The 25,682-nt window shown below is 73.3% G+C and carries 25 protein-coding genes and 1 tRNA gene; 15 read left to right on the top strand and 11 right to left on the bottom strand.

From position 1 onward, the window contains the following. Nucleotides 1-126: 126 nt before the first annotated feature. Together ABII15_RS19035 and ABII15_RS19030 are read right to left on the bottom strand one after the other, a co-directional pair. Nucleotides 127-642, bottom strand: coding sequence for an FHA domain-containing protein (locus ABII15_RS19035; protein ID WP_353943538.1), 516 nt, complete (start codon nt 640-642; stop codon nt 127-129). Nucleotides 643-652: 10 nt separating this feature from the next. After that, nucleotides 653-1,492 (bottom strand): DUF3662 and FHA domain-containing protein, encoded by an 840-nt coding sequence (locus ABII15_RS19030; RefSeq protein ID WP_353943537.1) that lies wholly within the window; start codon nt 1,490-1,492, stop codon nt 653-655. Nucleotides 1,493-1,937: 445 nt separating this feature from the next. On the opposite strand from ABII15_RS19030, the gene ABII15_RS19025 reads away from it, so the two are divergent. After that, nucleotides 1,938-2,021, top strand: a tRNA-Leu gene (locus tag ABII15_RS19025). 153 nt (nt 2,022-2,174) lie between these two features. Here ABII15_RS19025 and ABII15_RS19020 read toward each other — a convergent pair. Next, nucleotides 2,175-2,828: an NAD(P)H-dependent oxidoreductase gene (locus ABII15_RS19020; protein WP_353943536.1), complete on the bottom strand. Its 654-nt coding sequence runs from the start codon at nt 2,826-2,828 to the stop codon at nt 2,175-2,177. A 204-nt stretch (nt 2,829-3,032) separates the two neighbouring features. On the opposite strand from ABII15_RS19020, the gene ABII15_RS19015 reads away from it, so the two are divergent. The 4 genes from ABII15_RS19015 to ABII15_RS19000 all read left to right on the top strand — a co-directional run bounded on the left by ABII15_RS19015 (nt 3,033) and on the right by ABII15_RS19000 (nt 6,338). Continuing rightward, entirely contained in the window at nt 3,033-3,353 is a 321-nt protein-coding gene (locus ABII15_RS19015) for a helix-turn-helix domain-containing protein (RefSeq protein WP_353947111.1), read from the top strand. 187 nt (nt 3,354-3,540) lie between these two features. Continuing rightward, nucleotides 3,541-4,995, top strand: coding sequence for a DUF2252 domain-containing protein (locus tag ABII15_RS19010; RefSeq protein ID WP_353943535.1), 1,455 nt, complete (start codon nt 3,541-3,543; stop codon nt 4,993-4,995). Between the two features lie 76 nt (nt 4,996-5,071). Beyond that, the gene (locus ABII15_RS19005) at nt 5,072-5,959 is read left to right on the top strand and encodes a hypothetical protein (protein ID WP_353943534.1); all 888 of its coding nucleotides are present in this window, start codon (nt 5,072-5,074) and stop codon (nt 5,957-5,959) included. 31 nt (nt 5,960-5,990) lie between these two features. After that, nucleotides 5,991-6,338, top strand: coding sequence for a rhodanese-like domain-containing protein (locus ABII15_RS19000; RefSeq protein WP_353943533.1), 348 nt, complete (start codon nt 5,991-5,993; stop codon nt 6,336-6,338). Nucleotides 6,339-6,361: 23 nt separating this feature from the next. Here the strand turns inward: ABII15_RS19000 and ABII15_RS18995 are convergent, their stop codons facing one another. The 6 genes from ABII15_RS18995 to paaA form a co-directional block, all read right to left on the bottom strand. Continuing rightward, nucleotides 6,362-7,519, bottom strand: a complete 1,158-nt coding sequence (locus ABII15_RS18995; RefSeq protein ID WP_353943532.1) for an acyl-CoA dehydrogenase family protein — start codon at nt 7,517-7,519, stop codon at nt 6,362-6,364. Nucleotides 7,520-7,628: 109 nt separating this feature from the next. Then, on the bottom strand, nt 7,629-8,714 hold the full coding sequence (gene paaE, locus ABII15_RS18990; RefSeq protein WP_353943531.1) for a 1,2-phenylacetyl-CoA epoxidase subunit PaaE: 1,086 nt from the start codon (nt 8,712-8,714) through the stop codon (nt 7,629-7,631). Further along, nucleotides 8,714-9,268, bottom strand: a complete 555-nt coding sequence (gene paaD, locus ABII15_RS18985; RefSeq protein ID WP_353943530.1) for a 1,2-phenylacetyl-CoA epoxidase subunit PaaD — start codon at nt 9,266-9,268, stop codon at nt 8,714-8,716. The genes paaE and paaD overlap by 1 nt, the downstream gene beginning before the upstream one ends. Then, nucleotides 9,262-10,002 carry a 1,2-phenylacetyl-CoA epoxidase subunit PaaC gene (gene paaC / locus ABII15_RS18980; RefSeq protein WP_353943529.1) on the bottom strand — a complete coding sequence of 247 codons (741 nt, stop codon included), beginning with the start codon at nt 10,000-10,002 and terminating at the stop codon, nt 9,262-9,264. The genes paaD and paaC overlap by 7 nt, the downstream gene beginning before the upstream one ends. Continuing rightward, on the bottom strand, nt 9,999-10,313 hold the full coding sequence (paaB, locus tag ABII15_RS18975; RefSeq protein WP_353943528.1) for a 1,2-phenylacetyl-CoA epoxidase subunit PaaB: 315 nt from the start codon (nt 10,311-10,313) through the stop codon (nt 9,999-10,001). Before paaB ends, paaC begins: the two co-directional genes overlap by 4 nt. Further along, nucleotides 10,310-11,308 (bottom strand): 1,2-phenylacetyl-CoA epoxidase subunit PaaA, encoded by a 999-nt coding sequence (paaA, locus tag ABII15_RS18970; protein WP_353943527.1) that lies wholly within the window; start codon nt 11,306-11,308, stop codon nt 10,310-10,312. The genes paaB and paaA overlap by 4 nt, the downstream gene beginning before the upstream one ends. A gap of 290 nt (nt 11,309-11,598) precedes the next feature. On the opposite strand from paaA, the gene ABII15_RS18965 reads away from it, so the two are divergent. The 3 genes from ABII15_RS18965 to ABII15_RS18955 are packed head-to-tail and all read left to right on the top strand — an operon-like array spanning nt 11,599 to nt 14,559. After that, nucleotides 11,599-12,462, top strand: a complete 864-nt coding sequence (locus ABII15_RS18965) for a DUF5819 family protein (protein ID WP_353943526.1) — start codon at nt 11,599-11,601, stop codon at nt 12,460-12,462. Next, on the top strand, nt 12,459-13,733 hold the full coding sequence (locus tag ABII15_RS18960) for an HTTM domain-containing protein (RefSeq protein WP_353943525.1): 1,275 nt from the start codon (nt 12,459-12,461) through the stop codon (nt 13,731-13,733). Before ABII15_RS18965 ends, ABII15_RS18960 begins: the two co-directional genes overlap by 4 nt. A gap of 10 nt (nt 13,734-13,743) precedes the next feature. After that, nucleotides 13,744-14,559 (top strand): TrmH family RNA methyltransferase, encoded by an 816-nt coding sequence (locus ABII15_RS18955; RefSeq protein WP_353943524.1) that lies wholly within the window; start codon nt 13,744-13,746, stop codon nt 14,557-14,559. A gap of 5 nt (nt 14,560-14,564) precedes the next feature. Here ABII15_RS18955 and paaN read toward each other — a convergent pair whose 3' ends face one another. After that, nucleotides 14,565-16,268 (bottom strand): phenylacetic acid degradation protein PaaN, encoded by a 1,704-nt coding sequence (gene paaN / locus ABII15_RS18950; RefSeq protein WP_353943523.1) that lies wholly within the window; start codon nt 16,266-16,268, stop codon nt 14,565-14,567. A gap of 207 nt (nt 16,269-16,475) precedes the next feature. Here paaN and ABII15_RS18945 point away from each other — a divergent pair, with 207 nt between their 5' ends. Together ABII15_RS18945 and ABII15_RS18940 are read left to right on the top strand one after the other, a co-directional pair. Further along, a complete protein-coding gene (locus ABII15_RS18945) occupies nt 16,476-17,993 on the top strand; it encodes a 3-hydroxyacyl-CoA dehydrogenase (RefSeq protein ID WP_353943522.1) in 1,518 nt (505 codons plus the stop codon). Then, nucleotides 17,990-18,580: a TetR/AcrR family transcriptional regulator gene (locus ABII15_RS18940; RefSeq protein WP_353943521.1), complete on the top strand. Its 591-nt coding sequence runs from the start codon at nt 17,990-17,992 to the stop codon at nt 18,578-18,580. Before ABII15_RS18945 ends, ABII15_RS18940 begins: the two co-directional genes overlap by 4 nt. A gap of 8 nt (nt 18,581-18,588) precedes the next feature. Here ABII15_RS18940 and ABII15_RS18935 read toward each other — a convergent pair whose 3' ends face one another. Then, nucleotides 18,589-19,113, bottom strand: coding sequence for an Lrp/AsnC family transcriptional regulator (locus tag ABII15_RS18935; RefSeq protein ID WP_353943520.1), 525 nt, complete (start codon nt 19,111-19,113; stop codon nt 18,589-18,591). Nucleotides 19,114-19,286: 173 nt separating this feature from the next. Between ABII15_RS18935 and pdhA the strand changes: the two genes are divergently transcribed. The 5 genes from pdhA (at nt 19,287) to ABII15_RS18910 (ending at nt 25,629) form a co-directional block, all read left to right on the top strand. Further along, nucleotides 19,287-20,426 carry a pyruvate dehydrogenase (acetyl-transferring) E1 component subunit alpha gene (gene pdhA, locus ABII15_RS18930; protein ID WP_353943519.1) on the top strand — a complete coding sequence of 380 codons (1,140 nt, stop codon included), beginning with the start codon at nt 19,287-19,289 and terminating at the stop codon, nt 20,424-20,426. Next, on the top strand, nt 20,423-21,442 hold the full coding sequence (locus ABII15_RS18925; RefSeq protein ID WP_353943518.1) for an alpha-ketoacid dehydrogenase subunit beta: 1,020 nt from the start codon (nt 20,423-20,425) through the stop codon (nt 21,440-21,442). Before pdhA ends, ABII15_RS18925 begins: the two co-directional genes overlap by 4 nt. A 53-nt stretch (nt 21,443-21,495) precedes the next feature. Further along, complete coding sequence (locus ABII15_RS18920; protein WP_353943517.1) at nt 21,496-22,905, top strand: dihydrolipoamide acetyltransferase family protein; 1,410 nt, start codon at nt 21,496-21,498, stop codon at nt 22,903-22,905. Nucleotides 22,906-22,993: 88 nt separating this feature from the next. Then, nucleotides 22,994-23,914 carry an NTP transferase domain-containing protein gene (locus ABII15_RS18915; RefSeq protein ID WP_353943516.1) on the top strand — a complete coding sequence of 307 codons (921 nt, stop codon included), beginning with the start codon at nt 22,994-22,996 and terminating at the stop codon, nt 23,912-23,914. After that, a complete protein-coding gene (locus ABII15_RS18910; RefSeq protein WP_353943515.1) occupies nt 23,911-25,629 on the top strand; it encodes a molybdopterin-binding protein in 1,719 nt (572 codons plus the stop codon). Before ABII15_RS18915 ends, ABII15_RS18910 begins: the two co-directional genes overlap by 4 nt. Nucleotides 25,630-25,682 lie beyond the last annotated feature (53 nt).

Genomic DNA, 25,682 nt, shown 5'->3' with positions numbered 1-25,682 from the left:
CCGTCGATTCCGACTCCGGGTACATCCGCACGGTGCCCACCCTCCGGTCGGGAGCGTGCCGGTGTCCCGGTCCGGGACAACCGCGTCGGCCCGCTCGCTCCGCTCGCGCCTAATCATGATGTAGCACTACTTCCGCAGCTCGATGACGGTCTTGCCGATGCGGATCGGTGCGCCCAGCGGGATCGGCGTGGGGGTCGTCAGACGGTTCCGGTCGAGGTACGTGCCGTTCGTGGACCCGAGGTCCTCGACGATCCACTGGCCGTCCCGGTCCGGGTAGATCCGGGCGTGCCTGCTGGACGCGTAGTCGTCGTCCAGCACGATCGTGCTGTCGTGCGCGCGGCCGAGCGTGATGGTCTGCCCCTGGAGGGCGACCGTGGTGCCCGTGAGGCTTCCCTCGGAGACCACCAGCTTGCTCGGGGCACCGCGCCGCTGACGGCCCCCCGCCTGCTGCTGGCGCTGCTGCGGCGGCGTGGCCGCCTGGCGTGCGGTCTGCTGCTGGCGTCCGGTGTCACGGCGCGAGCCGCGAGCGGTGACGCGCGTGCCGAACAGGTCGCTGCGGATGACCTGTACGGCCACGATCACGAACAGCCACAGAACGGCCAGGAAACCCAACCGCATGACCGTCAGGGTCAGCTCTGACATTGCCCCCGCTTCACCCTTCGGCTTGCCGGTAAACGATGGTGGTTTGGCCCACGACGATCCGCGAGCCGTCGCGGAGCGTAGCGCGGGTCGTGTGCTGGCCGTCCACCACGATCCCGTTCGTGGACCCGAGGTCCTGGATCGTGGAGGGGGTACCGGTGCGGATCTCGCAGTGCCGGCGCGAGACGCCGGGGTCGTCGATCCGCACGTCGGCCTCCGTGGAACGGCCGAGCACGAGGGTGGGGCGGGAGATCTGGTGGCGGGTGCCGTTGATCTCGATCCAGTGCCGGACGCGGGCGCCCGGCAGCGGGCCCGCCGCGGCGGCGGGCCGGTGCGCGGCCGGGGCCTGTGCGGGCCGGCCGGGCGGTGGTGCCGACGGCATCGGCGGGGCGGCGGCGGGCGGGTAGCCGTAGCCGCCGGGCGTCTGCGGGCGGGCGGCCGCGGGCCGCTCCGGACGCTCGGACTGCGCCTGGCTGGTGGAGGAGGCGAGAGTGCGGCTGCGCACCCGGTACAGACCCGTGTCCAGGTCGTCCGCCTTCTCCAGGTGCACCTTGATGGGACCCATGAAGGTGTACCGCTGCTGCTTCGCGTACTCGCGCACCATGCCGGACAGCTCGTCGCCGAGCTGTCCGGAGTAGGGGCTCAGGCGCTCGTAGTCCGGTGCGCTGAGTTCCACGATGAAGTCATTGGGGACGACGGTCCGCTCGCGGTTCCAGATCGTCGCGTTGTTGTCGCACTCGCGCTGGAGCGCGCCCGCGATCTCGACGGGCTGCACCTCGGACTTGAAGACCTTCGCGAAGGTGCCGTTGACCAGACCTTCGAGACGTTGCTCGAACTTCTTCAGGACTCCCATGGGGCACCTCCTTCTTCGTCGCTGTCCTGCTTGCCGTGCCTGTCGCGTTCTCGTGCTTCCTCGTACTGCTTACTGATCGTATCCACGCGTCGGGAAATCGGCTGGTTCCCCCTGTCCGCCCCGTCGACGAGTGTCGACGCTCACAGACTGCTCCGGGGCCTCCGCTGCGGACCCTCTTGAGAAGGATCGTAGAGGTGGCCTCAGGACAGTGTCCCGTACGCGGCTGTGGAGCGGTCGGGGTCCGGCAAGGCCGCGACCGGACTGTGGCCGGCGCACGGCACTTCGGTGCCGCCGCCCCATGGTGAGGGGTGAAGGCCGCCTGCACCGGGTGCCCGTCGGATGCCCGCGGAATCGGATGTGAATCCACCCCTGGCAGCGTGCTAATCTTCTGCATGTCGGAAGGCGCCGGGCCCACAAGGGCAAGGAGCCGGAAGACACACCCAATGCGCGGGTGGCGGAATAGGCAGACGCGCTGGATTCAGGTTCCAGTGCCCGAAAGGGCGTGGGGGTTCAACTCCCCCCTCGCGCACAGCGAAAAGCCCCGCAGATCTTCGGATCTGCGGGGCTTTTGCGTTGCCGCACGCAGGGGCGTGCGGCAATACGTGGGGGCACGCGGGGGCGTGCGCGCGCGTAAGGGGCCCCGGGTCGACGACCCGGGGCCCCTCTGTGGGTTATGTCACCTTCAGGCGCTGATGCGGGCGGCCACGGCCTTGCCCTTCACCTGCGCGTCCTGGAGGGCCTTCTCGCGGGAGGCCTCGAAGAGGGGGATCAGCTCGGACATGGCCGGGTTCGTCGGGGCCATGGTCAGCTCCGGGACGATGAAGTCGAGGTCGAGCTGGAGGGTGTCGCGCAGGGTGGCGCCGAGGAAGTTCTGGACGTACTCCATGCCCTCGCGCGGGGTGCCCGGCGCGTAGGAGCCGCCGCGGCTGGCGACGACGGTGACCGGGGTGCCCTTGGCGGCCGGGGCGTCGACGCCCGCGGTGCGGCCGAACAGGATCACGTTGTCCAGCCACGCCTTCAGCGTCGACGGGATCGAGAAGTTGTACATCGGGGCGCCGATCAGGATCGCGTCCGCGCTCTCCAGCTCCTCGATGAGCCGCACGCGCGCGGAGAAGGCGGCGGACTGCTCGGGCGTGTGGTCGTCCGGGGCCGTGAAGCCGGCGAGGTGGGCGTCGGCGGTGATGTGCGGGACCGGGTCCGCCGCCAGGTCGCGGTAGACGACCGTGCCCTCGGGGTGCTGCTCCAGCCAGGCCTTGCGGAAGGCCTCCGTCACGGGGCGCGAGGACGAGGCGGAACCGGAGAAGACCGAGGAGTCGAGGTGCAGCAGGGTGGCCATGGGGGGTGTCTCCCGAAGTATTGGCTGTAGATGAGTACGTAGCTAGTAATAGCACAGGTACTTACTTTTTTTCATCACCGTACGAGAAACCAGTACTCTGGACACATGGCGGGCAGCGAGCAGGACAGGAAGCGGGCGGACGCGTGCGGCGCGGAGGCTCCCGCGGTGCACACCCCTGAGGCGTGCTCGACGGTCGACATCGGCATGACCAGGGTCTTCGGGCTGCTCGGCAAGCGCTGGACGGGGCTGATCGTGGCCGCGCTGATCCAGCGGCCCGTCCACTTCGCCGATCTGCGCCGGGCCATCCCCGGCATCAGCGAACGCATGCTCTCCGACCGGCTCACCGAGCTGAGCACCGTCGGACTCGTCCTGCGCCAGGTCGACGAGGGGCCGCCGCTGCGGGTCGCCTACCGGCTCACCGAGGCCGGCTCGGCGCTGAAGCCGTCGCTGGACGAGCTGGGGGACTGGGCCGCGAAGTATCTGGGGGCCGAGGGCGGGACGTGCCCGGAGGAGTTCCGGAAGTAGCCCCGCCGGGCGGCGGTGGCGGTCGCGCACCCATGGGGAGAGCGGCGGCCGGGCGACGAAGTTGTGCACAGGCCGTGGGTTTTCCACAGGGTCCGGCGCAGTCTCGCGGGCGGCGGTACGGTCGTGGCCGGTTCGAGCAGCGCAGTGGTGTGCACGTGTCCCGTACGGGACGGGGGAGGCGATCGGCATGGGCGGAATCGGCGATGTGACGGCGGTGCCGCGGCAGGGCGAAGCGGGCGGACGGATCCGGCGGCTGCCACGGGTGGAGGGATTCGCGGAGGTCTCCGCCCGGGCGGCGGCGGGCGACTCCCCGAAGGCCGCGGGCAAGGCCCTGCGCAAGGACGTCCCGAGGTCCGCGCACGACGGCTTCGCGCCGGACGCGGGACGGCCCGACGCGGTGACCGCCGTCGAGGAGTCCAACCGCGGCCGGATCGAGGAGCTGACCCCGATCCGGGTCGGACGGATGGCCGCGACCCCCTTCGCGTTCCTGCGCGGCTCCGCCGGTCTGATGGCGTACGACCTGGCGCGCACCCCGCTGACCGGCATCGGCGCCCAGATCTGCGGCGACGCCCACGCCGGCAACTTCGGTCTGTACGGCGACGCGCGCGGCGGCCTGGTCATCGACCTGAACGACTTCGACGAGACGGTGCACGGCCCCTGGGAGTGGGACGTGAAGCGGCTCGCGACCTCGCTGGTGCTCGCGGGCCGGGAGGCCGGGGCCGACGAGGACATCTGCCGGCAGGCGGCGCACGACGCGACGGGCGCCTACCGGCGCACCATGCGGCTGCTCGCCAAACTGCCCGCGCTGGACGCGTGGAACGCGATCGCGGACGAGGAACTCGTCTCGCACACCGACGCCCACGATCTGCTCGGCACGCTGGAGCGGGTCTCGGAGAAGGCGCGGAACAACACCAGCGGACGGTTCGCCGCGAAGTCCACGATCGGTGTGGAGGGCGGCGGCCGGCGGTTCGTGGACGCGCCGCCGGTGCTGCGGCGGATACCCGACCAGGAGGCGGCCGCCGTCGCCGGCTCGCTGGGGGCCTATCTGGAGACCCTGTCCCCGGACCGGCTGCCGCTGCTCGGGCGGTACGCGATCCACGACGTGGCGTTCCGCGTCGTCGGCACCGGGAGCGTGGGGACCCGGTCGTACGTGGTGCTGCTCCTCGATCATCGCGGTGAGCCGCTGGTGCTCCAGGTGAAGGAGGCGCGGCCGTCGGCGCTGCTGCCGCATCTGCCGGTTGTCGGCTTCGCGCCCGGCGCCGTCGCGCACGAGGGGCGGCGCGTGGTGCTCGGGCAGAAGCGGATGCAGGTGGTCAGCGACTTCCTGCTGGGCTGGACCTCGGTCGGTGAACTGCCCTTCCAGGTGCGTCAGTTCAGGAACCGCAAGGGCAGCGTCGACCCGGCCGCGCTCGCCGCCGACCAGCTGGACGACTACGCCCGGATGACGGGCGCCCTGCTCGCCCGCGCCCATGCCCACAGCGCGGACCCGTGGCTGATCGCCGGGTACTGCGGGAAGAACGAGGAGCTGGACGAGGCCGTCGCGTCGTTCGCGGTGACCTACGCGGACCGTACCGAGGCCGATCACGGGGAGCTGGTGCGGGCCGTCCGGGAGGGGAGGGTGGCCGCGGAGGCGGGGGTCTGACGGTGAGGGGGCCGAGGTGGCAGGGCGGTGCTCGGTGCCGGATCGGCCCTGCCGGGCCGTGCCCTACGCTGGACGGGTGACGACCCCGGAGACCGACGACGTGGCAGGGCAGCCCGAGGAGCAGCCTCGGGAGCGGCTCAAGGACCAGCTGAAGGAACGGATCGAGCGGTCTCGGGAGCAGGAGCGTGAGCGGCCCGAGGAGCGCCTGGAGCGGGCGGTGCGCGCCGCCGAGCAGGCGCTGATCGAGTTCGAGATCGCCGTCGAGACCTTCCGGGTCGAGGTGGAGAACTTCTCGCGCCTCCACCACCAGAAGCTCGGCCCGATGTACGCCCGGCTCGACGAGCTGGAGGCGCTGATCGCCGAGGCGACGGCGGAGCGCACCGGGAAGCCGGAGGACCGCGATCGGGCCGACGAGGCGCGGGCGCGGGTGCTGCCGATGCCCGGCGTCGAGGAGCTGTTCCACGGGTGGATGGACGGGGACGGACTGTTCCCGGAGGCCGTCGCGATGCTCACCGACCAGCCGGTGCGTCCGCCGCAGCGGGTGCGGCCCAGCGAGGAGGCCCGCAAGCTCTACCGCGAGCTGGCCCGCAAGGCGCACCCGGATCTGGCCCAGGACGACCGGGAGCGGGAGCGCCGCGACGAGTTCATCTCGCGGGTGAACGCGGCGTACGCGCGCGGCGACGAGCCCCTGCTGCGCGAACTCGCCGAGGAGTGGGCCGCCGGGCCGGTGCCGCCGGAGCGGGAGCCCTCGCCCAGCGAGGAGCTGTATGCCCGGCTCGACTGGCTGGCGCAGCGCAAGGAACTGCTGACGGCCGTGGCCCGGGAGCTGGAGGAGGGCGCGATCGGCTCGATGCTGCGGATGGCGCCGGACGACCCGGACAAGCTGCTCGACGAGATCGCGGAGCAGCTGCTCGCGCAGGTCGCCGAGCGGGAGGCCGAGCTGGAGCGGATCACCGCGGGCTGAACCCGGTGGGCGGTCGGGTAGCGTCGGGGGCATGGTCTTTGGTTCTGGTGTGCCCACGGTCGGTGTCGACGAGCTCAAGGAAGGCGACTTCCTTCTCGACGTGCGGGAGAACGACGAGTGGCACGCGGGTCACGCCGCGGACGCGCTGCACATTCCGATGAGCGAGTTCGTCGCGCGGTTCGGCGAGTTCACCGAGGCGGCCCCGCAGGACGGCCGGGTCAACGTGCTGTGCCGGGTCGGCGGACGCTCCGCCCAGGTGACGGCCTACCTGGTGCAGCAGGGCATCGACGCGGTGAACGTCGCGGGCGGCATGCAGGCGTGGGAGGCGGCCGGCCGCCCCGTCGTGGACGACAAGGGACAGCCGGGCGCCGTCGTCTGACCGGCTCCGGCCCGCCGGGCCGCTCAGCCCAGGGGATGGGCGGCGAGCAGATCGCCGAGCGTCTCCTCGTGGGCCGCGGCCGGGCCGAGCGAGAGCTCCAGGTGCTTGGCCCAGGCGTGGTAGCGGTGCAGCGGGTAGTCGGTGTCGGCGCCGAAGCCGCCGTGCAGGTGCTGCGCGGTCTGGACGACGCGGCGGACGCCGTCGGACGCCCAGCTCTTGGCGACCGCGACATCACCGGCGACCGGCAGCGCGCCGCCCGCCCCGGTGCTCAGGCGCCAGGCCGCCTGCCACAGGGTGGCCTCCATGGCGCGCAGATCGATGTACCGGTCGGCGGCCTGGACGGCGACGGCCTGGAACGTGGCGATCGGGTATCCGAACTGCTCGCGCTTGCCCGCGTAGTCGCTGGTCATCTTCAGCACGCCCTCGCCGAGACCGAGCGCGAGCGCGCAGGTGCCGGTGGCGAGCAGATCGTGCAGCCGGGACCAGGCGGCGGGGTCCTCGATGAGGTCCCGGTCGTCCACGTGCACCCCGTCCAGGCGCAGTTCGGCCAGGCGCTCGCCGGTCGTGGAGATCTGCTCGGTGAAGGTGAGTCCCGGCAGGGGATCCCGGGCCGGGCCGGGCAGGACCGCCAGTACCGCGATGCCGTCGCCGGTGTGCGCGGGGACGAGGATCCGGTCGGCGCCCCAGGCCCACGGCACCGCCGTCTGCACCCCGTCCAGGACCCGGCCGCCGGAGTCCGTGTCGCCCTCGCGGCGTGCGGTCACCGCCAGTTCGGCCGGGTCGTGGCCGGTGCGGCCGGCCGCCGCCACGGTCAGGGCGAGACGGCCGTCGGCCGCGCGGGGGAGGATCTCCCGCTTCAGCTCGGCGCCGCCGTGCGCCTCCACGGTCGCCGCCGCCGCGCTGTGCTCCAGGAGCGGGACACGGGCGAGGACCTTCGCGGATTCGCGCAGCACCAGGCAGAGCGCGATGGCGTCGAGTCCGGCGCCGCCGTGCTCGGGCGTGATGAGCAGGCTGAGCAGATCGGCGTCGGCGGCCTTGGACCACAGCGCGCGGTCGAAGTCCTCGGCCACGGCGCCGGAGGTGAGCGAGGGGCTGGGCACGCTGTCGGGCGCGACCGGCGTGAACACCGCCCGCGCCGCCTCGACGGCCGCCTGTTGCTCCTCGGAGAAGGTGAAGTCCACCGGCTGTCCTCCCGTTCCTGCTCGGCTCCCAGCGGGATCTGACGGAGCGTCAAGATAGAACAGGTTCTACGAGAAGGGAACAGGCGCAGGCGCGCCGCGGCCGGGCGGGTCAGCGGTCGAAGTCCAGCTCCACCTTCTCCGTGGTCGGCCGGGACTGGCAGGCCAGGACGTACCCCGCGTCGGTCTCCTCCGGTTCGAGCGCGAAGTTGCGGTCCATGCGCACCGATCCCGAGACGAGGAAGGCGCGGCACGTGCCGCAGACGCCGCCCTTGCAGGCGTAGGGCGCGTCCGCCCGGTTGCGCAGCACCGCGTCCAGCAGGGACTCGCCGTCCCGCACCGGCCAGCTGCCGGACCGCCCGTCGAGCTGCGCGGTGACCGTGCTGTGCGTGGGGCCCGAGGCCGGGACGACGGCGGGCCGGTCGGCGTCCGGGCCGCCGTCCACATGGAAGATCTCCTCGTGGATGCGGGTCCGCCGCACGCCGAGGCCGCGCAGCGCCCGCTCGGCGCCCTGCACCAGGCCGAAGGGCCCGCACAGGAACCAGCCCGCGATCCGCTCCACCGGCAGCAGCGCGGGCAGCAGCGCCGTCAGCCGCTCCTCGCCGAGCCGCCCCGAGACCGGGCCGGCCTGCTGCTCCTCCCGGGAGAGGACGGTGACGAGCTGGAACCGGTCCGGGTAGCGGTCCTTCAGGTCCGCGACCTCCTCCAGGAACATCGTCGAGGCGGTGGTCCGGTCGCTGCGGATCAGGCAGAAACGGGCGTCCGGCGCCCGCTCCAGCAGCGTCGTGGCGATGGACAGCACCGGGGTGATGCCGCTGCCGCCGACCACCGCCGCGTAGTGCCCGGGTGCCGGGTCGAGGGTGAAGCGGCCGGCCGGGGTCATCACCTCCAGCTCGTCGCCCACCGCGATCTCCTTGTGGGCGTACGTGGAGAACGCGCCGCCGTCGACCAGGCGGACGCCGACCCGCAGAGTGCGCGGGGCGCCGTCGGCGGGGGCAGCCGAGCAGATCGAGTAGGTGCGGCGGACCTCCGCGCCGTCCACGGTGCGGCGCAGCGCGAGGTGCTGGCCCGGGGCGTGCCGGTACAGCTCGCGCAGCTCCTCGGGGACGGTGAAGGTCAGCGCCACGGAGTCGTCGGTGAGCCGGTCGACCGCCGTGACCCGGAGCCGGTGGAAGCGGGCCCGCGCGGGTGCTGCCATCACAGCTCCTTGAAGTGGTCGAAGGGTTCACGGCAGGCGAGGCAGCGGCGCAGCGCCTTGCAGGCCGTGGAGGAGAACCGGCTGAGCAGTTCGGTCTCGGTCGATCCGCAGTGCGGGCAGGCCACCGGCTCCGCGCTCACCGGTCCGGTGACGGACCCGGTGGTGTGCCGGGTCGGGCCGAGGGCGACGGCGACCGGTCCGGCGGGAGCGCGGGTGGTGCGCGGCGGCGCGATGCCGAACTCCCGCAGCTTGCGGCGGCCTTCGGGGCTGATGTCGTCCGTGGACCAGGCCGGGGAGAGGACCGGGCGGACGCTGACCTCGGGGATGCCGTGCTCGTGCAGGACCCGCTCGATGTCGGCCGACATGGCCTCGATCGCGGGGCATCCGGTGTACGTGGGGCTGAGCTCGACCTCGACGCGGCCCGGGCCGAGCGTGTGCACGGCGCGCAGCACGCCCAGCTCCTCCAGGGTCAGCACCGGCAGCTCGGGGTCGGGCACCGAGCCCGCGAGACGCAGCAGTTCGGTCTCCAGCGGGGTGAGCGGTGCGGTCACCATGTCGCCCCCGGGTGGCTGCGGTGCAGATGCTGCATCTCGGCGAGCATCCGGCCGAACGGCTCGGTGTGCAGTCCCTGGCGTCCCGCTCCCGCGCTCCAGGCGCCGCTCTGCGGGCCCTCGGGGACGGTGAGCGTCGCCTGCCGGAGGACGTCCGTGACGGTCGCCGTCCAACCGGTGCGCAGCTCCTCCCAGTCGACCTCCACGCCGGGGAGGGGCTGGAACATCTCGCCGGTGAAGCGCCAGAGCGCGTCCACCGCGCGCTGCATGCGCGCGTGGCTCTCCGGCGTGCCGTCGCCGAGCCGCAGCGTCCACTGCCGGGCGTGGTCCTGGTGGTAGGCCACCTCCTTGACGGCCTTGGCGGCCAGGGGAGCGAACTCGCCCTCGCCGGAGGCCAGTCGACCGTACAGAAGGTGCTGGTACGTGGAGAAGAACAGCTGGCGGGCGATGGTGTGGGCGAAGTCGCCGTTCGGCTGCTCGACCAGCTGGAGATTGCGGAAGTCGCGCTCCTCGCGCAGGTACGCCAGCTCGTCCTCGTCGCCGACCGTGCTCAGCAGGACGCGGGCCTGGCCGAGCAGGTCCAGCGCGATGTTGGCCAGCGCCAGCTCCTCCTCCAGGACCGGGGCGTGGCCGGCCCACTCCCCCAGGCGGTGCGAGAGCACCAGGGCGTCGTCGCCGAGGGCCAGGGCGGCGGCCGCGGTGTCCGTGCCGCTCGTCTGCCGGGTCGAGGGGGTCACAGGTGCTTCACCCCTTCCGGGATCTCGTAGAACGTCGGGTGCCGGTAGGGCTTGTCGGCGGCCGGCTCGAAGAACGGGTCCTTCTCGTCGGGCGAGGACGCCGTGATCGCCGCGGACGGGACGACCCACAGGGAGACGCCCTCGCCGCGGCGCGTGTACAGATCCCGCGCGTTGCGCAGGGCCAGCTCGGCGTCCGGGGCGTGCAGGCTGCCGGCGTGGGTGTGGGCGAGACCGCGGCGGGAGCGGACGAAGACCTCCCACAGGGGCCACTCGCCGGCGCCGCCGGGGGCGCTGGTCGGGGTCTCGCTCATGCTGCCCTGCCTTCTCGGGTCGGTACCTGATCCGTGGTGGCGTGCTTGGCCGCGTGGGCCGCGGCGGCCTCGCGGACCCAGGCGCCCTCGTCGTGGGCGCGCCTGCGCTGGGTGATCCGCTGCTCGTTGCACGGGCCGTTGCCCTTGAGGATCTCCTTGAACTCCGACCAGTCGATCGGGCCGAAGTCGTGCTGCCCCCGCTCCTCGTTCCACACCAGGTCCGGGTCGGGGAGGGTCAGGCCGAGGGAGGCGGCCTGGGGGACGCAGATGTCGACGAAGCGCTGCCTGAGCTCGTCGTTCGAGTGGCGCTTGATCTTCCACGCCATCGACTGGGCCGAGTGCGCCGACTCGTCGTCGGGCGGGCCGAACATCATCAGGGACGGCCACCACCAGCGGTCCACCGCGTCCTGGGCCATCGCGTGCTGGGCCTCGGTGCCACGGCTGAGGGCGAGCAGCAGCTCGTACCCCTGGCGCTGGTGGAAGGACTCCTCCTTGCAGACCCGGACCATCGCGCGGGCGTACGGGCCGTACGAACAGCGGCACAGCGGCACCTGGTTGGTGATCGCCGCGCCGTCCACCAGCCAGCCGATCGCGCCGACGTCGGCCCAGGTCAGCGTCGGGTAGTTGAAGATCGAGGAGTACTTCTGGCGGCCGCTGTGGAGCTTGTCGAGCAGCTCGTCGCGGCTGGCGCCCAGGGTCTCGGCCGCGCTGTAGAGGTAGAGGCCGTGGCCCGCCTCGTCCTGCACCTTCGCCATCAGGATCGCCTTGCGGCGCAGGGACGGTGCGCGCGTGATCCAGTTGGCCTCCGGCTGCATGCCGATGATCTCGGAGTGCGCGTGCTGCGCGATCTGCCGCACGAGCGAGGCGCGGTAGGCGTCGGGCATCCAGTCGCGGGGCTCGATGCGCTCGTCCGCGGCCACCGCCGCGTCGAACACCGCCTGGAACTCCGCGGCGCTGTCGGCGCTCTCCACGTGGTGCGGGGCTGCTGTCGCCATTCCCGGTTCCCCTCGGACTCGGCTGTCGATGACGAGCCGATCCGGGGCGGCGGGGCCGCCATCCGCTCCCGACCGATCGTTCGGTTCGTCGGATTCAATGGTGGGACCCGGCGCCGTAAGGTGTCAACCCTGAATGACCCGGCCTGTGGATAACCTCGGCCGCCTGTGCTTCGGGGCCGCTCCCCAGTACCGTGCCGGTGCGCCGCACCCGCGGGCCGACGGCGCGGAATCGGTTCGGCGGTGGACGGGCCGGGAGACGACGGGACCGGGACGGGGAACGGGGAACAGTGATGAAGACGGAAGCAGGCGCCGCGGGCGAGGCCGACGGGCCCGCGCCGGGGCCGCCGGCCGGACCACCGCCCGGTGGCGACGCGGCACCCGGCGACGCGGCACCCGGCGGGGCGCCCGAGGCGTCGCCCGGCGAGGCGCCCGACGGCGCGCACGAACCGTCGGCGTCGCGCCCCCGTCGCCAGGGCCTCGCCGCCCTCTCCCCGGGCGGTCAGCTGGTCGCCTCGCTGGCCCTCGCGGGCATCGCCCTCGTCGCGTGCGTCCACGTCCTGATGGTGTTTCTGCACGTCGCCCCGTCGAACACGATCACCAAGCGGGACGGCAAGGCGGTGAACGACTGGATCTACCCCGAGTTCGAGCAGAACTGGAAGCTGTTCGCCCCCAACCCGCTGCAGCAGAACATCGCCGTCCAGACCCGGGCCGAGGTGCGCGCCTCCGACGGAAAGCTGCGCACCACCGGCTGGTACGACCTCTCCGCCCAGGACGGCGCCGCGATCAGGGGCAATCCGCTGCCCAGCCACACCGCGCAGAACGAACTGCGCCGCGCCTGGGACCTCTACGTCGGCTCGCACGACGCGCAGAACCGCTCGACCAGCCTGCGGGGCACGCTCTCCGAGCAGTACCTGCGCCGCATCCTCGTGCTGCGTCTGGACCGGCTCGGCGTCGGCGGCAGGGGCGATGTGATCGAACGCGTCCAGATCCGTTCCCGGGCGATCACGATCGCGCCCCCGAAGTGGAGTGACGAGAAGGTGAACCAGAAGCCGGTCTACCGGCAGGTGTCCTGGTGGACGGTGACCTCGCGCGACGTGTCTCTCGACAGCGGCGCGCACGTGCGCGCGAAGGACCGGACGGACGGTGCGCGATGAGCGGCTCCCAGCAGCACGCGGCGCCCGAGCACACCGGCGCCCCCGCGAAGCGGCACGGCGAAGGGCTGTGGCAGCGCGTCCTCGGCGCGTTGAGCGACGGCATCGAGCGGGTCACCGCCTCCGCGCTCGGCCCCTACCAGAGCGCCGTGGTCCGCATCGGATTCTCGGCGACCTGGCTGCTGTTCCTGCTGCGCGAGTTCCCGAACCGGCAGGAGCTGTACGGTCCCGACGCCCCGTGGAGCTGGGGCATGGCGCAGCAGCTGACCGCGGACAACGGCGCGTTCACCGCGCTGATGTGGTCGGACGGCCAGGGGTGGTTCGAGTTCGTCTACGTCGTCGCGATGCTCGCCTCCGCCCTGCTGCTCCTGGGCTGGCGCACCCGCACCATGTCGGTCCTGTTCATGATCGGCGTGCTGTCGCTGCAGAACCGCAGCGTGTTCCTGGGCGACGGCGGCGACAACGTCATCCACCTGATGTCGATCTACCTGGTCTTCACCCGGTGCGGACAGGTGTGGTCGCTCGACGCGCGCCGTGCGGCACGCGCGCGTGCGGCCGGACTCGGGGCCTCGGACGCCGACCGGGCCGGACCTGTCCTGTGGTGGGTGATCGGGCTCGCGCTCTCGGCGCTCACGTTCACGGGGAAGGTGAGCGGCGGCTGGCTGCTCCTCTTCTGGGCGCTGTGGATCGCCCAGGGGCTGTGGTGGTTCGCCGGGCGCCGCTCCGAGGACGGCGACGCGCGCCGGCTGTACGACGTCGTGGCCAGCCTCGCGCACAACGCGGCCCTGCTGATCATCATGGTCGAGGCGTGCCTGATCTACGCGACGGCCGGCTGGTACAAGATCCAGGGCGGCCGCTGGCAGGACGGCACCGCGGTCTACTACCCGCTGCACCTGGACTACTTCTCGCCCTGGCCCGCCCTGGGCGATCTGCTCAGCGCGTTCGGCCCCATGGTGTTGCTCGTGACGTACGGCACGGTCATCGTCCAGGTCGCCTTCCCGTTCACCGTCTTCAACCGCAAGGTGAAGAACGTGCTGCTGGTCCTCATGATCACGGAGCATGTGTTCATCGCGATCGTGCTGGGCCTGCCGTTCTTCTCGCTCGCGATGATCGCCGCCGACGCGGTGTTCCTGCCGACGTCCTTCCTGCGGCGGGTCGGCGGCTGGGCGGCACGCGCGCGTGAGCGCGTGGTCGGCGGGCGTGCGGGCGGCGACGCGGTGGTGCCGGAGCAGCGCCCGGCCGAGGACGCCGAGCCGTCGGCGGTGCGCACGTAGGCTTCCTGCCATGAGCAAGGCGAGCACGGCGGACGGGCACGACGAACTCCAGCGGGGCGCCGGCGGCGCCCTCGGCGCCGAGGAGGCCGTGCGGGCCTGGCGGCGCGCCGCCGACAGCGCCGTGCTCCTCGACGGGTTCCACGCCCTCAAGCACGCCCTGCGCTTCGGCGCCGACGTCCCCGTGGCGCTCGCCGTCGACAAGGCGGCGGCGCGCGCCCTGGCCGACGATCTCGCGCCCGATGTCGCGGGGGAGCTGGCCGCGCGGCTCGTGGAGGTGCCGGGCGACGTGCTGCGCGCCCTCGTGCCCCGGCTGCACCCCACCGGGGTCGCCGCGCTCGCCGGGCGTCCCGCGCGCGCGGACAACCTGGCCGCCATCGGCCGTACGGGACGCACCACCCCGGTGATCGTCCTCGACGAGCCGCGCAACCTCGGCAACGCGGGCGCCGTCATCCGCCTGGCCGCCGGATACGGGGCGGCCGGTGTCGCCACGACGGGCAGCCTCGACCCCTGGCACCCCATCGTCGTCCGGGGCGGGGCCGGGCTGCACTTCGCGACCGCCGTGGAGCGGCTGACCGTCGCCGAACTGCCCGACGGCCCGCTGTACGCGCTCGATCCCGAGGGCGCCGACATCCGCGGCCTGACGCTGCCGGACGACGCGCTGCTCGCCTTCGGGTCCGAGCGCAGCGGCCTGTCGGACGCCCTGCGCGCGCGTGCCGACCACCTGGTGTCGCTGCCGATGCGGCCCCAGGTCTCCAGCTACAACCTGGCCACCAGCGTCGGCATGACCCTCTTCCACTGGAGCGCGCACAGCACGCACGCGCCCTGAAGGGCTCAGGCGCCGTCGCGGCGGACCTCCACCACCCGGAAGCGGTTCGCCACGAAGGCGCCGTCGCACAGGGCCGCGTTCGCCGCCGGGTTGCCGCCCGAGCCGTGGAAGTCGGAGAACGCCGCCGTCTGGTTCACGTACACCCCGCCCGTCAGGTTGAGCGAGAGCTGGGCGCACTCCTCCAGGCAGACCTCCTCGACGGCCTCGGCCACGTCGTCGGAGGTGGTGTACGCGCCGACCGTCATGGCGCCCTTCTCGCGCACCGTGCGCCGCAGCAGCTCCAGCGCGTCCCCGGTGGAGTCCACGGCGACCGCGAAGGAGACCGGGCCGAAGCACTCGCTGAGATAGGCCGCCTCGGCGTCCGGCTTGGTGCCGTCGAGCTTCACGATCACCGGGGTGCGCACCACGGCGTCGGGGAACTCCGGGTTCGCGACCTCCCGCGAGGGCAGGGCCACTTCGCCGAGTCCCGCCGCTGCCTCCAGGCGGGCCTTCACGTCGGGGTTCACGAGCGCGCCCAGCAGCGCGTTCGCCCGCGCGTCGTCGCCGAGCAGGCCGCCGACCGCCGCCGCGAGGTCCGCGACCACCTCGTCGTACGACTTCGGTCCGGCGTCGGTGGTGATGCCGTCGCGCGGCACCAGCAGGTTCTGCGGGGTGGTGCACATCTGGCCGCTGTACAGGGACAGCGAGAACGCGAGGTTCGCCAGCATGCCCTTGTAGTCGTCCGTGCTGTCGATGACGACCGTGTTGACGCCGGCCTTCTCCGTGTAGACCTGCGCCTGGCGGGCGTGGGTCTCCAGCCAGTCGCCGAAGGCCGTCGAGCCCGTGTAGTCGATGATCCTGATCTCGGGGCGCACGGCGAGGGTCTTCGCGACGCCCTCGCCGGGCCGCTCGGCGGTGAGCGCCACCAGGTTCGGATCGAAGCCCGACTCGGTGAGCACCTCGCGGGCCGCCTGGACGGTGAGCGCGAGCGGCAGCACCGCGCGCGGGTGGGGCTTCACCAGGACCGGGTTGCCGGTGGCGAGGGAGGCGAACAGGCCCGGATAGCCGTTCCACGTCGGGAACGTGTTGCAGCCGATCAGCAGCGCGACGCCGCGCCCGACCGGGGTGAACTCCTTGGTCAGCCGCAGCGGATCGCGCTTGCCCTGGGGCTTGGACCACTGCGCCGCGTCCGGGGTGCGCACCTGCTCCGCGTACGCGTACGCCACCGCCTCCAGGCCGCGGTCCTGCGCGTGCGGGCCGCCCGCCTGGAACGCCATCATGAACGCCTGGCCGCTGGTGTGCATGACCGCGTGCGCGAACTCCATCGTGCGGGCGCTGATCCGGGCCAGGATCTCCAGGCACACCACGGCCCGCAGCTCGGCGCCCGCCTCCCGCCACGCGCGCATGCCCGCGCGCATGGCGGGCAGCAGCACGTCCGCGTCCGCGTGCGGATACGTGACCCCCAACTCGATTCCGTACGGCGAGACTTCACCGCCGACGAAGTCGTCCGTGCCGGGCTGCCCGAGGTCGAGACGGGTGCCGAGCAGGGCGTCGAAGGCGGCCTTGCCCTCGGCCATGCTCAGGCTGCCGCTCCCCTCGCCGCCGTAGGCCTTCGGGTGCTCGGGGTGCGGGGACCAGTACGCGCGCGTGCGGATGGTGTCCAGCGCCTGGTCGAGGGTGGGCCGGTGCTGGGCGATCAGATCGTGCGCGGTGCTTTCGGCGGCGGCCATGGCGGACCAACTCCTCCTCGGCGCCGGCTCCTCGTCGAGCCGGCGGGCCGGTTGGGACCGGGCGGTACGGGGCTGGGCGACGGTGCCCAGCAAGAGTTAGAGTAACCGAACGATCGGTCGGGACAAGGGGGCGGTGAAAAGCTGGGGAAAACCGGCCCATCGAGCCCCGGAGGCCCGGACCGGACGCACGTACGGGAGGATCACGCCATGACTGCACATGACCGCCTCGTCGGCGTGGTCGGCACCGGCACCATGGGTCAGGGCATCGCCCAGGTCGCGCTCGTGGCGGGCCACCCCGTCCGGCTCTACGACGCCGTACCGGGCCGCGCCCGCGCGGCCGCCGAGTCGATCACCGCGCGCCTCGACCGGCTCGTCGAGAAGGGGCGCATGGGCGCCGAGGAGCGCACGCTCGCCGTCGCGCGCCTGGAGCCCGCGCAGACCCTGCACGAGCTGGCTCCCGCGGCCCTCGTCGTCGAGGCCGTCCTGGAGCGACTGGACGTCAAGCAGGAGCTGTTGCGCGAGCTGGAGGACATCGTCGCCGACGACTGTCTGCTCGCCACGAACACCTCGTCCCTGTCCGTGACGGCGATCGGCGGCGCGCTGCGCGTGCCCGGACGCTTCGTCGGACTGCACTTCTTCAACCCCGCGCCGCTGATGCCGCTGGTCGAGGTCGTCTCCGGCTACGCCACGGACGTCACCGCCGCCACGCGCGCGTACGAGACCGCCCGCGCCTGGGGCAAGACCCCGGTGGCTTGCGCCGACACCCCCGGCTTCCTGGTCAACAGGATCGCGCGGCCCTTCTACGCGGAGGCGTTCGCGATCTACGAGGAGCAGGGCGCCGATCCCGCCACCATCGACGCGGTGCTGCGCGAGAGCGGCGGCTTCAAGATGGGCGCCTTCGAACTGACCGACCTCATCGGCCAGGACGTGAACGAGGCGGTGACCCGTTCCGTGTGGGAGGGCTTCTTCCAGGACGCGAAGTTCCGCCCGTCACTGGCCCAGCGCCGGCTCGTCGAGGCGGGTCGCCTCGGGGTCAAGTCGGGCCAGGGCTGGTACGCGTACGGGGACGGCGCCCAGGACGACGACCGGGCCGAACCGCACACCGCCGCCCCGGCCGCACCGCCCGCGCGCGTGACCGTCGAGGGCGATCTGGAGAACGCGGGCGAGCTGATCGCGATGATGCGCGAGGCGGGCATCGAGGTCACCCAGGAGGACGAGGACAAGGGCACCCGCATCGTGCTGCCCGGCGGCGGCCAGCTGGTGCAGGCGGACGGGCAGACGTCCGTCGAGTACCGGGACGTCGTCTACTTCGACCTCGCGCTCGACTACCGCTCCGCGACCCGCATCGCGCTCGCCGCCTGCCAGGACGGCAATCCGCGCACCCTGCGCGAGGCCGTGGGGCTCTTCCAGGCGCTCGGCAAGGACGTCAGCGTCATCGCGGACGTCCCCGGCATGATCGTCGCCCGTACGGTCGCCCGGATCATCGACCTGGCGCACGACGCCCTCGCGCGCGGGGTGGCCACCGAGGAGGACATCGACACCGCGATGCGGCTCGGCGTCAACTACCCCCTCGGCCCCTTCGAATGGAGCCGCAAGCTGGGCCGGAGCTGGGCCTGCGGCCTGCTGGAGGAGTTGCGCGACCGGGACCCCTCCGGGCGCTGCGCACCGTCCCTCGCCCTGCTCAGGCACTCGTACGACCCCAAGAAGTGGGAGGGCTCCGCGTGACCACAGCACGGCGCGACACCTACACCCCGCAGTCCCTGCTCGCGGTCGCCGTGACCGTGTTCAACGAGCGCGGCTACGACGGCACGTCCATGGAGCACCTGTCCAAGGCGGCCGGGATCTCCAAGTCGTCGATCTACCACCATGTGTCGGGCAAGGAGGAGCTGCTGCGCCGTGCCGTCAGCCGGGCGCTCGACGGCCTCTTCGGGATCCTCGACGAGCCGCCCGCGCGCGAGGGGCGTGCGGTCGAGCGCCTGGAGTACGTCACCCGGCGCATGGTCGAGGTGCTGACCGCCGAACTGCCGTATGTGACCCTGCTGTTGCGGGTGCGCGGGAACACCGCCACCGAGCGCTGGGCGATGGAGCGGCGCCGGGAGTTCGACCACCAGGTCGCCGAGCTCCTCAAGGCGGCCGCCGCCGACGGCGATGTGCGGGGCGACATCGAGGTGCGCCTCGCGACCCGGCTCGTCTTCGGAATGATCAACTCCATCGTGGAGTGGTACCGGCCGGGCCGCGGCGAGCTGGACAGTGCCGAGGTCGCCGAGGCCGTCGCGAAGCTGGTCTTCGAGGGGCTGCGCAAGGAGGGCTGAGCGGGGTCTCAGCCGTCCGCCGGGCCCGCGTCGCCCACGGTTCCCACGGTCCCCACGGCACCCACCTCCAGGGTTTCCTCCTCGAAGACCAGCAGCGTGCGCGTGCTGAGCACTTCGGGGATGGCCTGGAGCTTGGTGAGGACCAGTTCGCGCAGCGCCCGGTTGTCGCGGGTGTGCACCAGGATCAGGACGTCGAAGTCGCCGCTGACCAGGGCGATGTGCGCGGCCTCCGGCATCCGGCGCAGCTGGTCGCGGACCGTGCGCCAGGTGTTCTGGACGATCTTGAGCGTGATGTACGCGGACGCGCCCTGACCGGCCCGCTCGTGGTCGACGCGGGCGCCGAAGCCGCGGATGACGCCGTCGTCGATGAGGCGGTTGATCCGCGCGTAGGCGTTCGCCCGTGACACATGGACGCGCTCGGCCACGGAGCGTATCGAGGCGCGTCCGTCGGTCCGCAGCATCTGGAGGATGTCGCGGTCGATGGAGTCCAGGGGGCGGGCCCCGGCGCCGTCGGCCATTTGTTCAGATGCCATGTGCCCCCGCCTCCCTACCATGGACGTACTGCATTCATCTCAAGCTGTGGAGAACCGTTTGTCCACAGCCTGGAGGTGCCTGTAGCCAAAATGTGCCGACGACCGAACAATCGGTAGGTGAGGCGGGTCACATCCGACGCGCCCGCGAACCGCTCCCACGAGGAGGTGTCGTCATGACGGTCATGGAACAGCGGGACACCCGCACCGCACCGGTTCCGCCGCCCGCCTGGCAGCCGCGCACGGACCCCGCGCCGCTGCTGCCGGACGCGGAGCCGTACCGCATCCTGGGCACCGACGCCGCCGCGCAGGCCGATCCGGAGCTGCTGCGCCGGCTGTACGCGGAGGTGGTGCACGGCCGCCGGTACAACGCGCAGGCGACGGCGCTGACCCGCCAGGGCCGCCTCGCCGTCTACCCCTCCACGACCGGCCAGGAGGCGGCCGAGGTGGCCGCCGCACTGGTCCTCCAGGAGCGCGACTGGCTCTTCCCCAGCTATCGCGACACCCTCGCCGCCGTCGCCCGGGGCCTCGACCCCGTCCAGGCGCTCACGCTGCTGCGCGGCGACTGGCACACCGGTTACGACCCGCGTGAGCACCGCATCGCACCGCTGTCCACGCCGCTGGCCACCCAGCTGCCGCACGCCGTGGGCCTCGCGCACGCCGCCCGGCTCAAGGGTGACGACGTGGTGGCGCTGGCCATGGTGGGCGACGGCGGCACCAGCGAGGGCGACTTCCACGAGGCGCTGAACTTCGCCGCCGTGTGGCGGGCCCCGGTCGTCTTCCTCGTCCAGAACAACGGGTTCGCCATCTCCGTGCCGCTCGCCAAGCAGACCGCGGCGCCCTCCCTGGCCCACAAGGCCGTCGGGTACGGGATGCCGGGCCGCCTGGTCGACGGGAACGACGCGGTGGCGATGCACGAGGTGCTTGCCGACGCGGTCGCCCGCGCGCGTGAGGGGCACGGTCCGACGCTGGTGGAGGCCGTCACGTACCGCATGGACGCGCACACCAACGCCGACGACGCGACCCGCTACCGCACCGACGCCGAGGTCGAGATCTGGCGGGCGCACGACCCGATCCTGCTCCTGGAGCGCGAGCTGACGGAGCGCGGGCTCATCGACGAGGCGGGCATCCGGGCCGTGCGCGACGACGCGGAGACCATGGCGGCCGGGCTGCGCGAGCGCATGAACCAGGACCCGGCGCTCGACCCGATGGACCTGTTCGGCGACGTGTACGCCGAGCGCACCCCGCAACTGCGCGAGCAGGCCGCCCAGTTGCGGGCCGAGCTCGACGCCGAGGCGGAAGGGGGCCAGGCATGACCACGGTCGCGAAGCCGTCGGCGGCCGGCTCGGTCAAGCCCGCCACCATGGCGCAGGCGCTGGGCCGGGCCCTGCGCGACGCCATGGCCGAGGACCCGTCCGTGCACGTCATGGGCGAGGACGTGGGCACCCTGGGCGGCGTCTTCCGGATCACCGACGGACTCGCGAAGGAGTTCGGCGAGGACCGCTGCACCGACACCCCGCTGGCCGAGGCGGGCATTCTCGGCACCGCGGTGGGCATGGCGATGTACGGGCTGCGGCCGGTCGTGGAGATGCAGTTCGACGCGTTCGCCTACCCCGCCTTCGAGCAGCTGGTCTCGCACGTGGCGCGGATGCGCAACCGCACGCGCGGCGCCCTGCCGATGCCCCTCACCGTGCGCATCCCCTACGGCGGCGGCATCGGCGGCGTCGAGCACCACAGCGACTCCTCCGAGGCGTACTACATGGCGACGCCGGGCCTGACCGTCGTCACCCCGGCCACGGTCGCGGACGCGTACGGCCTGCTGCGGCAGTCGATCGCGTCGGACGACCCGGTGGTGTTCCTGGAGCCCAAGCGGCTCTACTGGAGCAAGGACACCTGGAACCCCGAGCGGCCGACGGACGTTGAACCGATCGGCACGGCAGTGGTCCGCCGCCCCGGGACCGGTGCCACGCTGATCACGTACGGACCGTCGCTGCCCGTCTGCCTGGAGGCGGCGGAGGCGGCCCAGGCGGAGGGCTGGGACCTCGAAGTGATCGACCTGCGCTCGCTGGTGCCGTTCGACGACGCCACGGTGGCCGCGTCGGTGCGGCGCACCGGGCGGGCGGTCGTGGTGCACGAGTCGACCGGCTTCGGCGGCCCCGGCGGGGAGATCGCGGCGCGGATCACCGAGCGGTGCTTCCACCATCTCCAGGCGCCGGTGCTGCGGGTGGCCGGGTTCGACATCCCGTATCCGCCGCCGATGCTGGAGCGGCACCACCTGCCCGGCGTGGACCGGGTGCTCGACGCGGTGGCGCGACTGCAGTGGGACCAGTGAACATGGGACCCGTGACAGGGCCGGCGAGGGGTCCGGTGAGGGACGGTGGGCTGATGGCGCAGGTGCTGGAGTTCAAGCTGCCCGACCTCGGGGAGGGACTGACCGAGGCGACGATCGTGAGCTGGCTGGTGCGCGTCGGTGACGTGGTCGCCGTCGACCAGCCGGTCGTGGAGGTGGAGACCGCCAAGGCGATGGTCGAGGTGCCGTGTCCCTACGGGGGCGTGGTCACCGCCCGCTTCGGCGACGAGGGGGCCGAGCTGCCGGTCGGGGCCGCGCTGCTGACGGTCGCCGTCGGCGCCGAGGGTGCCGCCGCGCCGGTGAAGGAGGGCCCGGCCGAGGAGAAGCCGGACGCGTCGGGGAACGTGCTGGTGGGATACGGGACCAGCGCGGCGCCCGCCCGTCGCAGGCGTGTGCGACCGACGGTGACGGACGGGGCCGGAGTGCCCGAGCGGCGTGCGCCCCGGCGCACCGAGCCCGCCGCCGTGCCGACTGCCGTGCCGATTGCCGAGCCGAGCGCAGAGCCCGCCGCGGGGCCGGTCGCCGTGATCTCGCCGCTCGTGCGCAGGCTGGCGCGGGAACACGGTCTCGATCTGCGGCAGTTGACGGGTTCGGGACGCGACGGGCTCATCCTGCGCTCGGACGTGGAGCGAGCCGTGACGGAGGGTTCTGCCGCAACGGCGGCCCCACCCGCACCAGCAGCACCAGAAACACCAGAGCACACAGCAACCTCATCGACCCCGACGTCGCCCCCCACCGCCCCGCAGGGCCACCGCACACCGCTGCGCGGCATCCGGGGAGCCATCGCCGACAAGCTCTCCCGCAGCCGTACCGAGATACCCGACGCCACCTGCTGGGTGGACGCCGATGCCACGGAACTGCTGCACGCGCGCGCGGAGATGAACGCCGCGACGGGTCCGTCCGCCGGACCGAAGATCTCCGTCCTGGCACTGCTCGCCCGGATCTGCACGGCGGCACTGGCCCGCTACCCGGAGCTGAACGCGACGGTGGACACGGCCCGCCGCGAGATCGTCCGGCTGGACGAGGTGCATCTCGGGTTCGCCGCGCAGACCGAGCGCGGTCTCGTCGTCCCCGTCGTACGGGACGCCCACGCGCGCGGCGCCGAGTCGCTGAGCGCCGAGTTCGCGCGGCTCACCGACAAGGCCAGGGCCGGAACCCTGACGCCGGGGGAACTCACCGGCGGCACCTTCACGTTGAACAACTACGGGGTGTTCGGGGTCGACGGCTCCACGCCGATCATCAACCACCCCGAGGCGGCCATGCTCGGCGTCGGCCGGATCGCGGCCAAACCCTGGGTCCACGAAGGGGAGCTGGCGGTCCGCCAGGTCGTCCAGCTCTCCCTCACCTTCGACCACCGGGTCTGCGACGGCGGCACGGCGGGCGGTTTCCTGCGGTACGTGGCGGACTGTGTGGAGCGGCCGGCGGTGCTGCTGCGCACCCTCTGACCGGCTCGGCACCCCGCCGACCGGGCCCGCTGAGCCGAGTCGGTGTCCCCGGGGTGGCAATGATCGGTTCTGCGCCCATACTCGGGGGATGACCGAAGCCGCCCCGCCGGGCCCGCGCAGCGACCCCGCGTACGACGCCGTCGTGCTCGCGGGCGGTGCCGCGCGACGGCTCGGCGGCGCCGACAAGCCCGGGGTGCGGGTCGGCGGCCGTGCCCTGCTCGACCGGGTCCTCGCCGCCTGCGCCGGGGCCCGGGACACCGTCGTCGTGGCCGCGCCGCGGCCGACCGCGCGCCCCGTCCGCTGGGCCCGCGAGGAGCCGCCGGGCGGCGGGCCGCTCGCCGCTCTGGGGGCGGGAGTCCGGGCCCTCGACGGCCCGGCGGGGACACGGCCGGACACGGTCGTCGCGCTCTCCGCCGATCTGCCGTTCCTGGAGCCGCGCACCGTGCGGCTGCTGCTCGACACGCTGGCCGCGCAGGACGCCGAAGGGGCGCTCCTGACCGACGGCGAGGGCCGCGACCAGCCGCTCGTCGCCGCCTATCGGGTGGCGCCGCTGCGCCGCACGCTGACGGCCCTGACCCGGGAGCACGGGGCGCTCACAGGCCTGCCGTTACGGCTGCTCACCCGGGATCTGCGGCTCGCCCGCCGCACCGATCCCGTCGCTCCCGCGGCCTCCTTCGACTGCGACACCTGGGACGACATCGCCGCCGCCCGATCACGGATCAGGGAGCATGGGCACGTGTTGGATGAATGGATCTCCGCAGCCAAGGACGAACTGGGCATCGACCTGGACGTCGACACCGGCGTCCTGCTCGACCTCGCCCGTGACGCCGCGCACGGGGTCGCGCGCCCCGCGGCACCGTTGACGACGTTCCTCGTCGGATACGCGGCCGGGCGGGCGGGCGGCGGCCCCGAAGCCGTGGCCGCGGCCGCCGCCAAGGCCGCCGCGCTCGCCAACCGGTGGGCCGAGGAGGCCGCCGCGGCGGACGCCGAGTCCGGCGACGCGGGATGAGCGGGCCGCACGCGCGCGCCGCGCACGCCGACCCGCTGGACGGCGACGTCGAGGAGGCGCTCGCCCTGGCCAACGGCGGGCGGGGCGTGCCCCGGCCCGACGACGCCCCGGCGGCCTCCGCCCCCACCACTCCGCAGACCGCCGCTCCCGCCCGCGCGGACCGCGACCGGCAGCCGACGCCGCCCGGCGCCCGCCCGGCCCCCGACACCCCGCGCGCCGCCGCTGCCCACGGCAAGCACGGCCACGGCGCGGGAACGTCCTGGTCCGCCGCCCGCCGCGCCGCCGCCCAGGCGGGCCGGTCGGCGGCCGAGCACCGGACCCGCACGGCCCGTACCGCCGGCGCCGCGCAGCGCCCGGCACCGGGCGCGTCACCGGCGACGGCACCCCATCCCCGTACAACCGAAAGGCCCGTCCAGGCCACCGCCGTCGACGCGCTGGACGCCATCGCGCCCGTGCCCGTGGACGAGAACCAACTGCCGCTCCCCGGGTTGCCGTTCATCGACCACGCGCCGCCACCGTCGTCCCCGGCGGGGACCGTCGCGGCCGACGGTGGCGAACCCGCGCGGATCCCGCCCGGCGCGGCCGGCATTCCGCTCGACGAGGCCCTGGGGCTCGTCCTCGCCGTGCCCCTGACCGCCCTGACCGACCTGCCGTCCTTCGACACGTCGGCCATGGACGGCTGGGTCGTGGCCGGTCCGGGCCCCTGGGACGTCCGGGACGAGGGGATCCTCGCCGGGCACGACCTGCCGCCGTCGCTGTCCGACGGGGAGGCGGCGGCGATCGCGACCGGCGCCCGGATCCCGTCGGACACCACCGCCGTCATCCGCTCCGAGCACGGGCATCTGGACGACCAGGGCCGGCTGCACCCGTTGCGCGACGTCACGCACGGGCAGGACATCCGGCCGCGCGGCCAGGAGTGCCGCAGCGGTGAGCCGCTGCTGCCCGCGGGCTCGGCCGTCACCCCGGCGGTGCTCGGTCTGGCGGCCGCCGCCGGTTACGACGAACTGGTCGTCGTGCCCCGCCCCCGGGTCGAGGTCCTGGTCCTGGGCGACGAACTGCTGACCTCGGGACGCCCCCGCGACGGCCTGATCCGGGACGCGCTCGGCCCGATGCTGCCGCACTGGCTGCGCGCGCTCGGCGTCGAGGTCACGGCCGTGCGCAGGCTCGGCGACGATCCGAAGGCGCTCCTCAAGGCGGTCCGGAAGTCCACCGCCGACCTCGTCGTCACGACCGGCGGCACGGCGTCGGGCCCCGTCGACCACGTCCACCCCACCCTGCGCGCCGTCGACGCCGAACTCCTCGTGAACGGGGTTGCGGTCCGCCCCGGCCACCCGATGCTGCTCGCCCGCCTCAAGGAGGGGCAGCACCTTGTGGGCCTGCCCGGCAACCCCCTCGCGGCCGTCTCCGGGCTGCTCACGCTCGCCGAACCGCTGCTGCGGGAGCTGTCCGGCCGGGCCGGGCACACGGAGGCGTACAGCGCCCCGCTCCACACCCCCGTCCACGGACATCCGGGCGACACCCGGCTGGTCCCCGTCGCCGTACGGCAGGACGAGGGCAGCGGGCACGACTGGGCGGTGCCGCTGCACTACAACGGCCCGGCCATGCTGCGCGGCATCGCCGCCGCCGACGCCCTCGCGGTGATCCCGCCGGGCGGCGCCCAGGAGGGCCAGGAGGTCGAGATCCTCGATCTGCCGTGGTCCTGGGGGTCACGATGACCGCCGGCCCCCGCACCGCCACCTCCCACATATCCGGGCCCCCTTCCGTCGGG

The organism is Streptomyces sp. HUAS MG91 (assembly GCF_040529335.1).
GTDB lineage: Bacteria > Actinomycetota > Actinomycetes > Streptomycetales > Streptomycetaceae > Streptomyces > Streptomyces tabacisoli.
The sequence above is the reverse complement of the archived record's forward strand: the minus strand, read 5'-3'. Positions and strand labels throughout refer to the sequence as shown.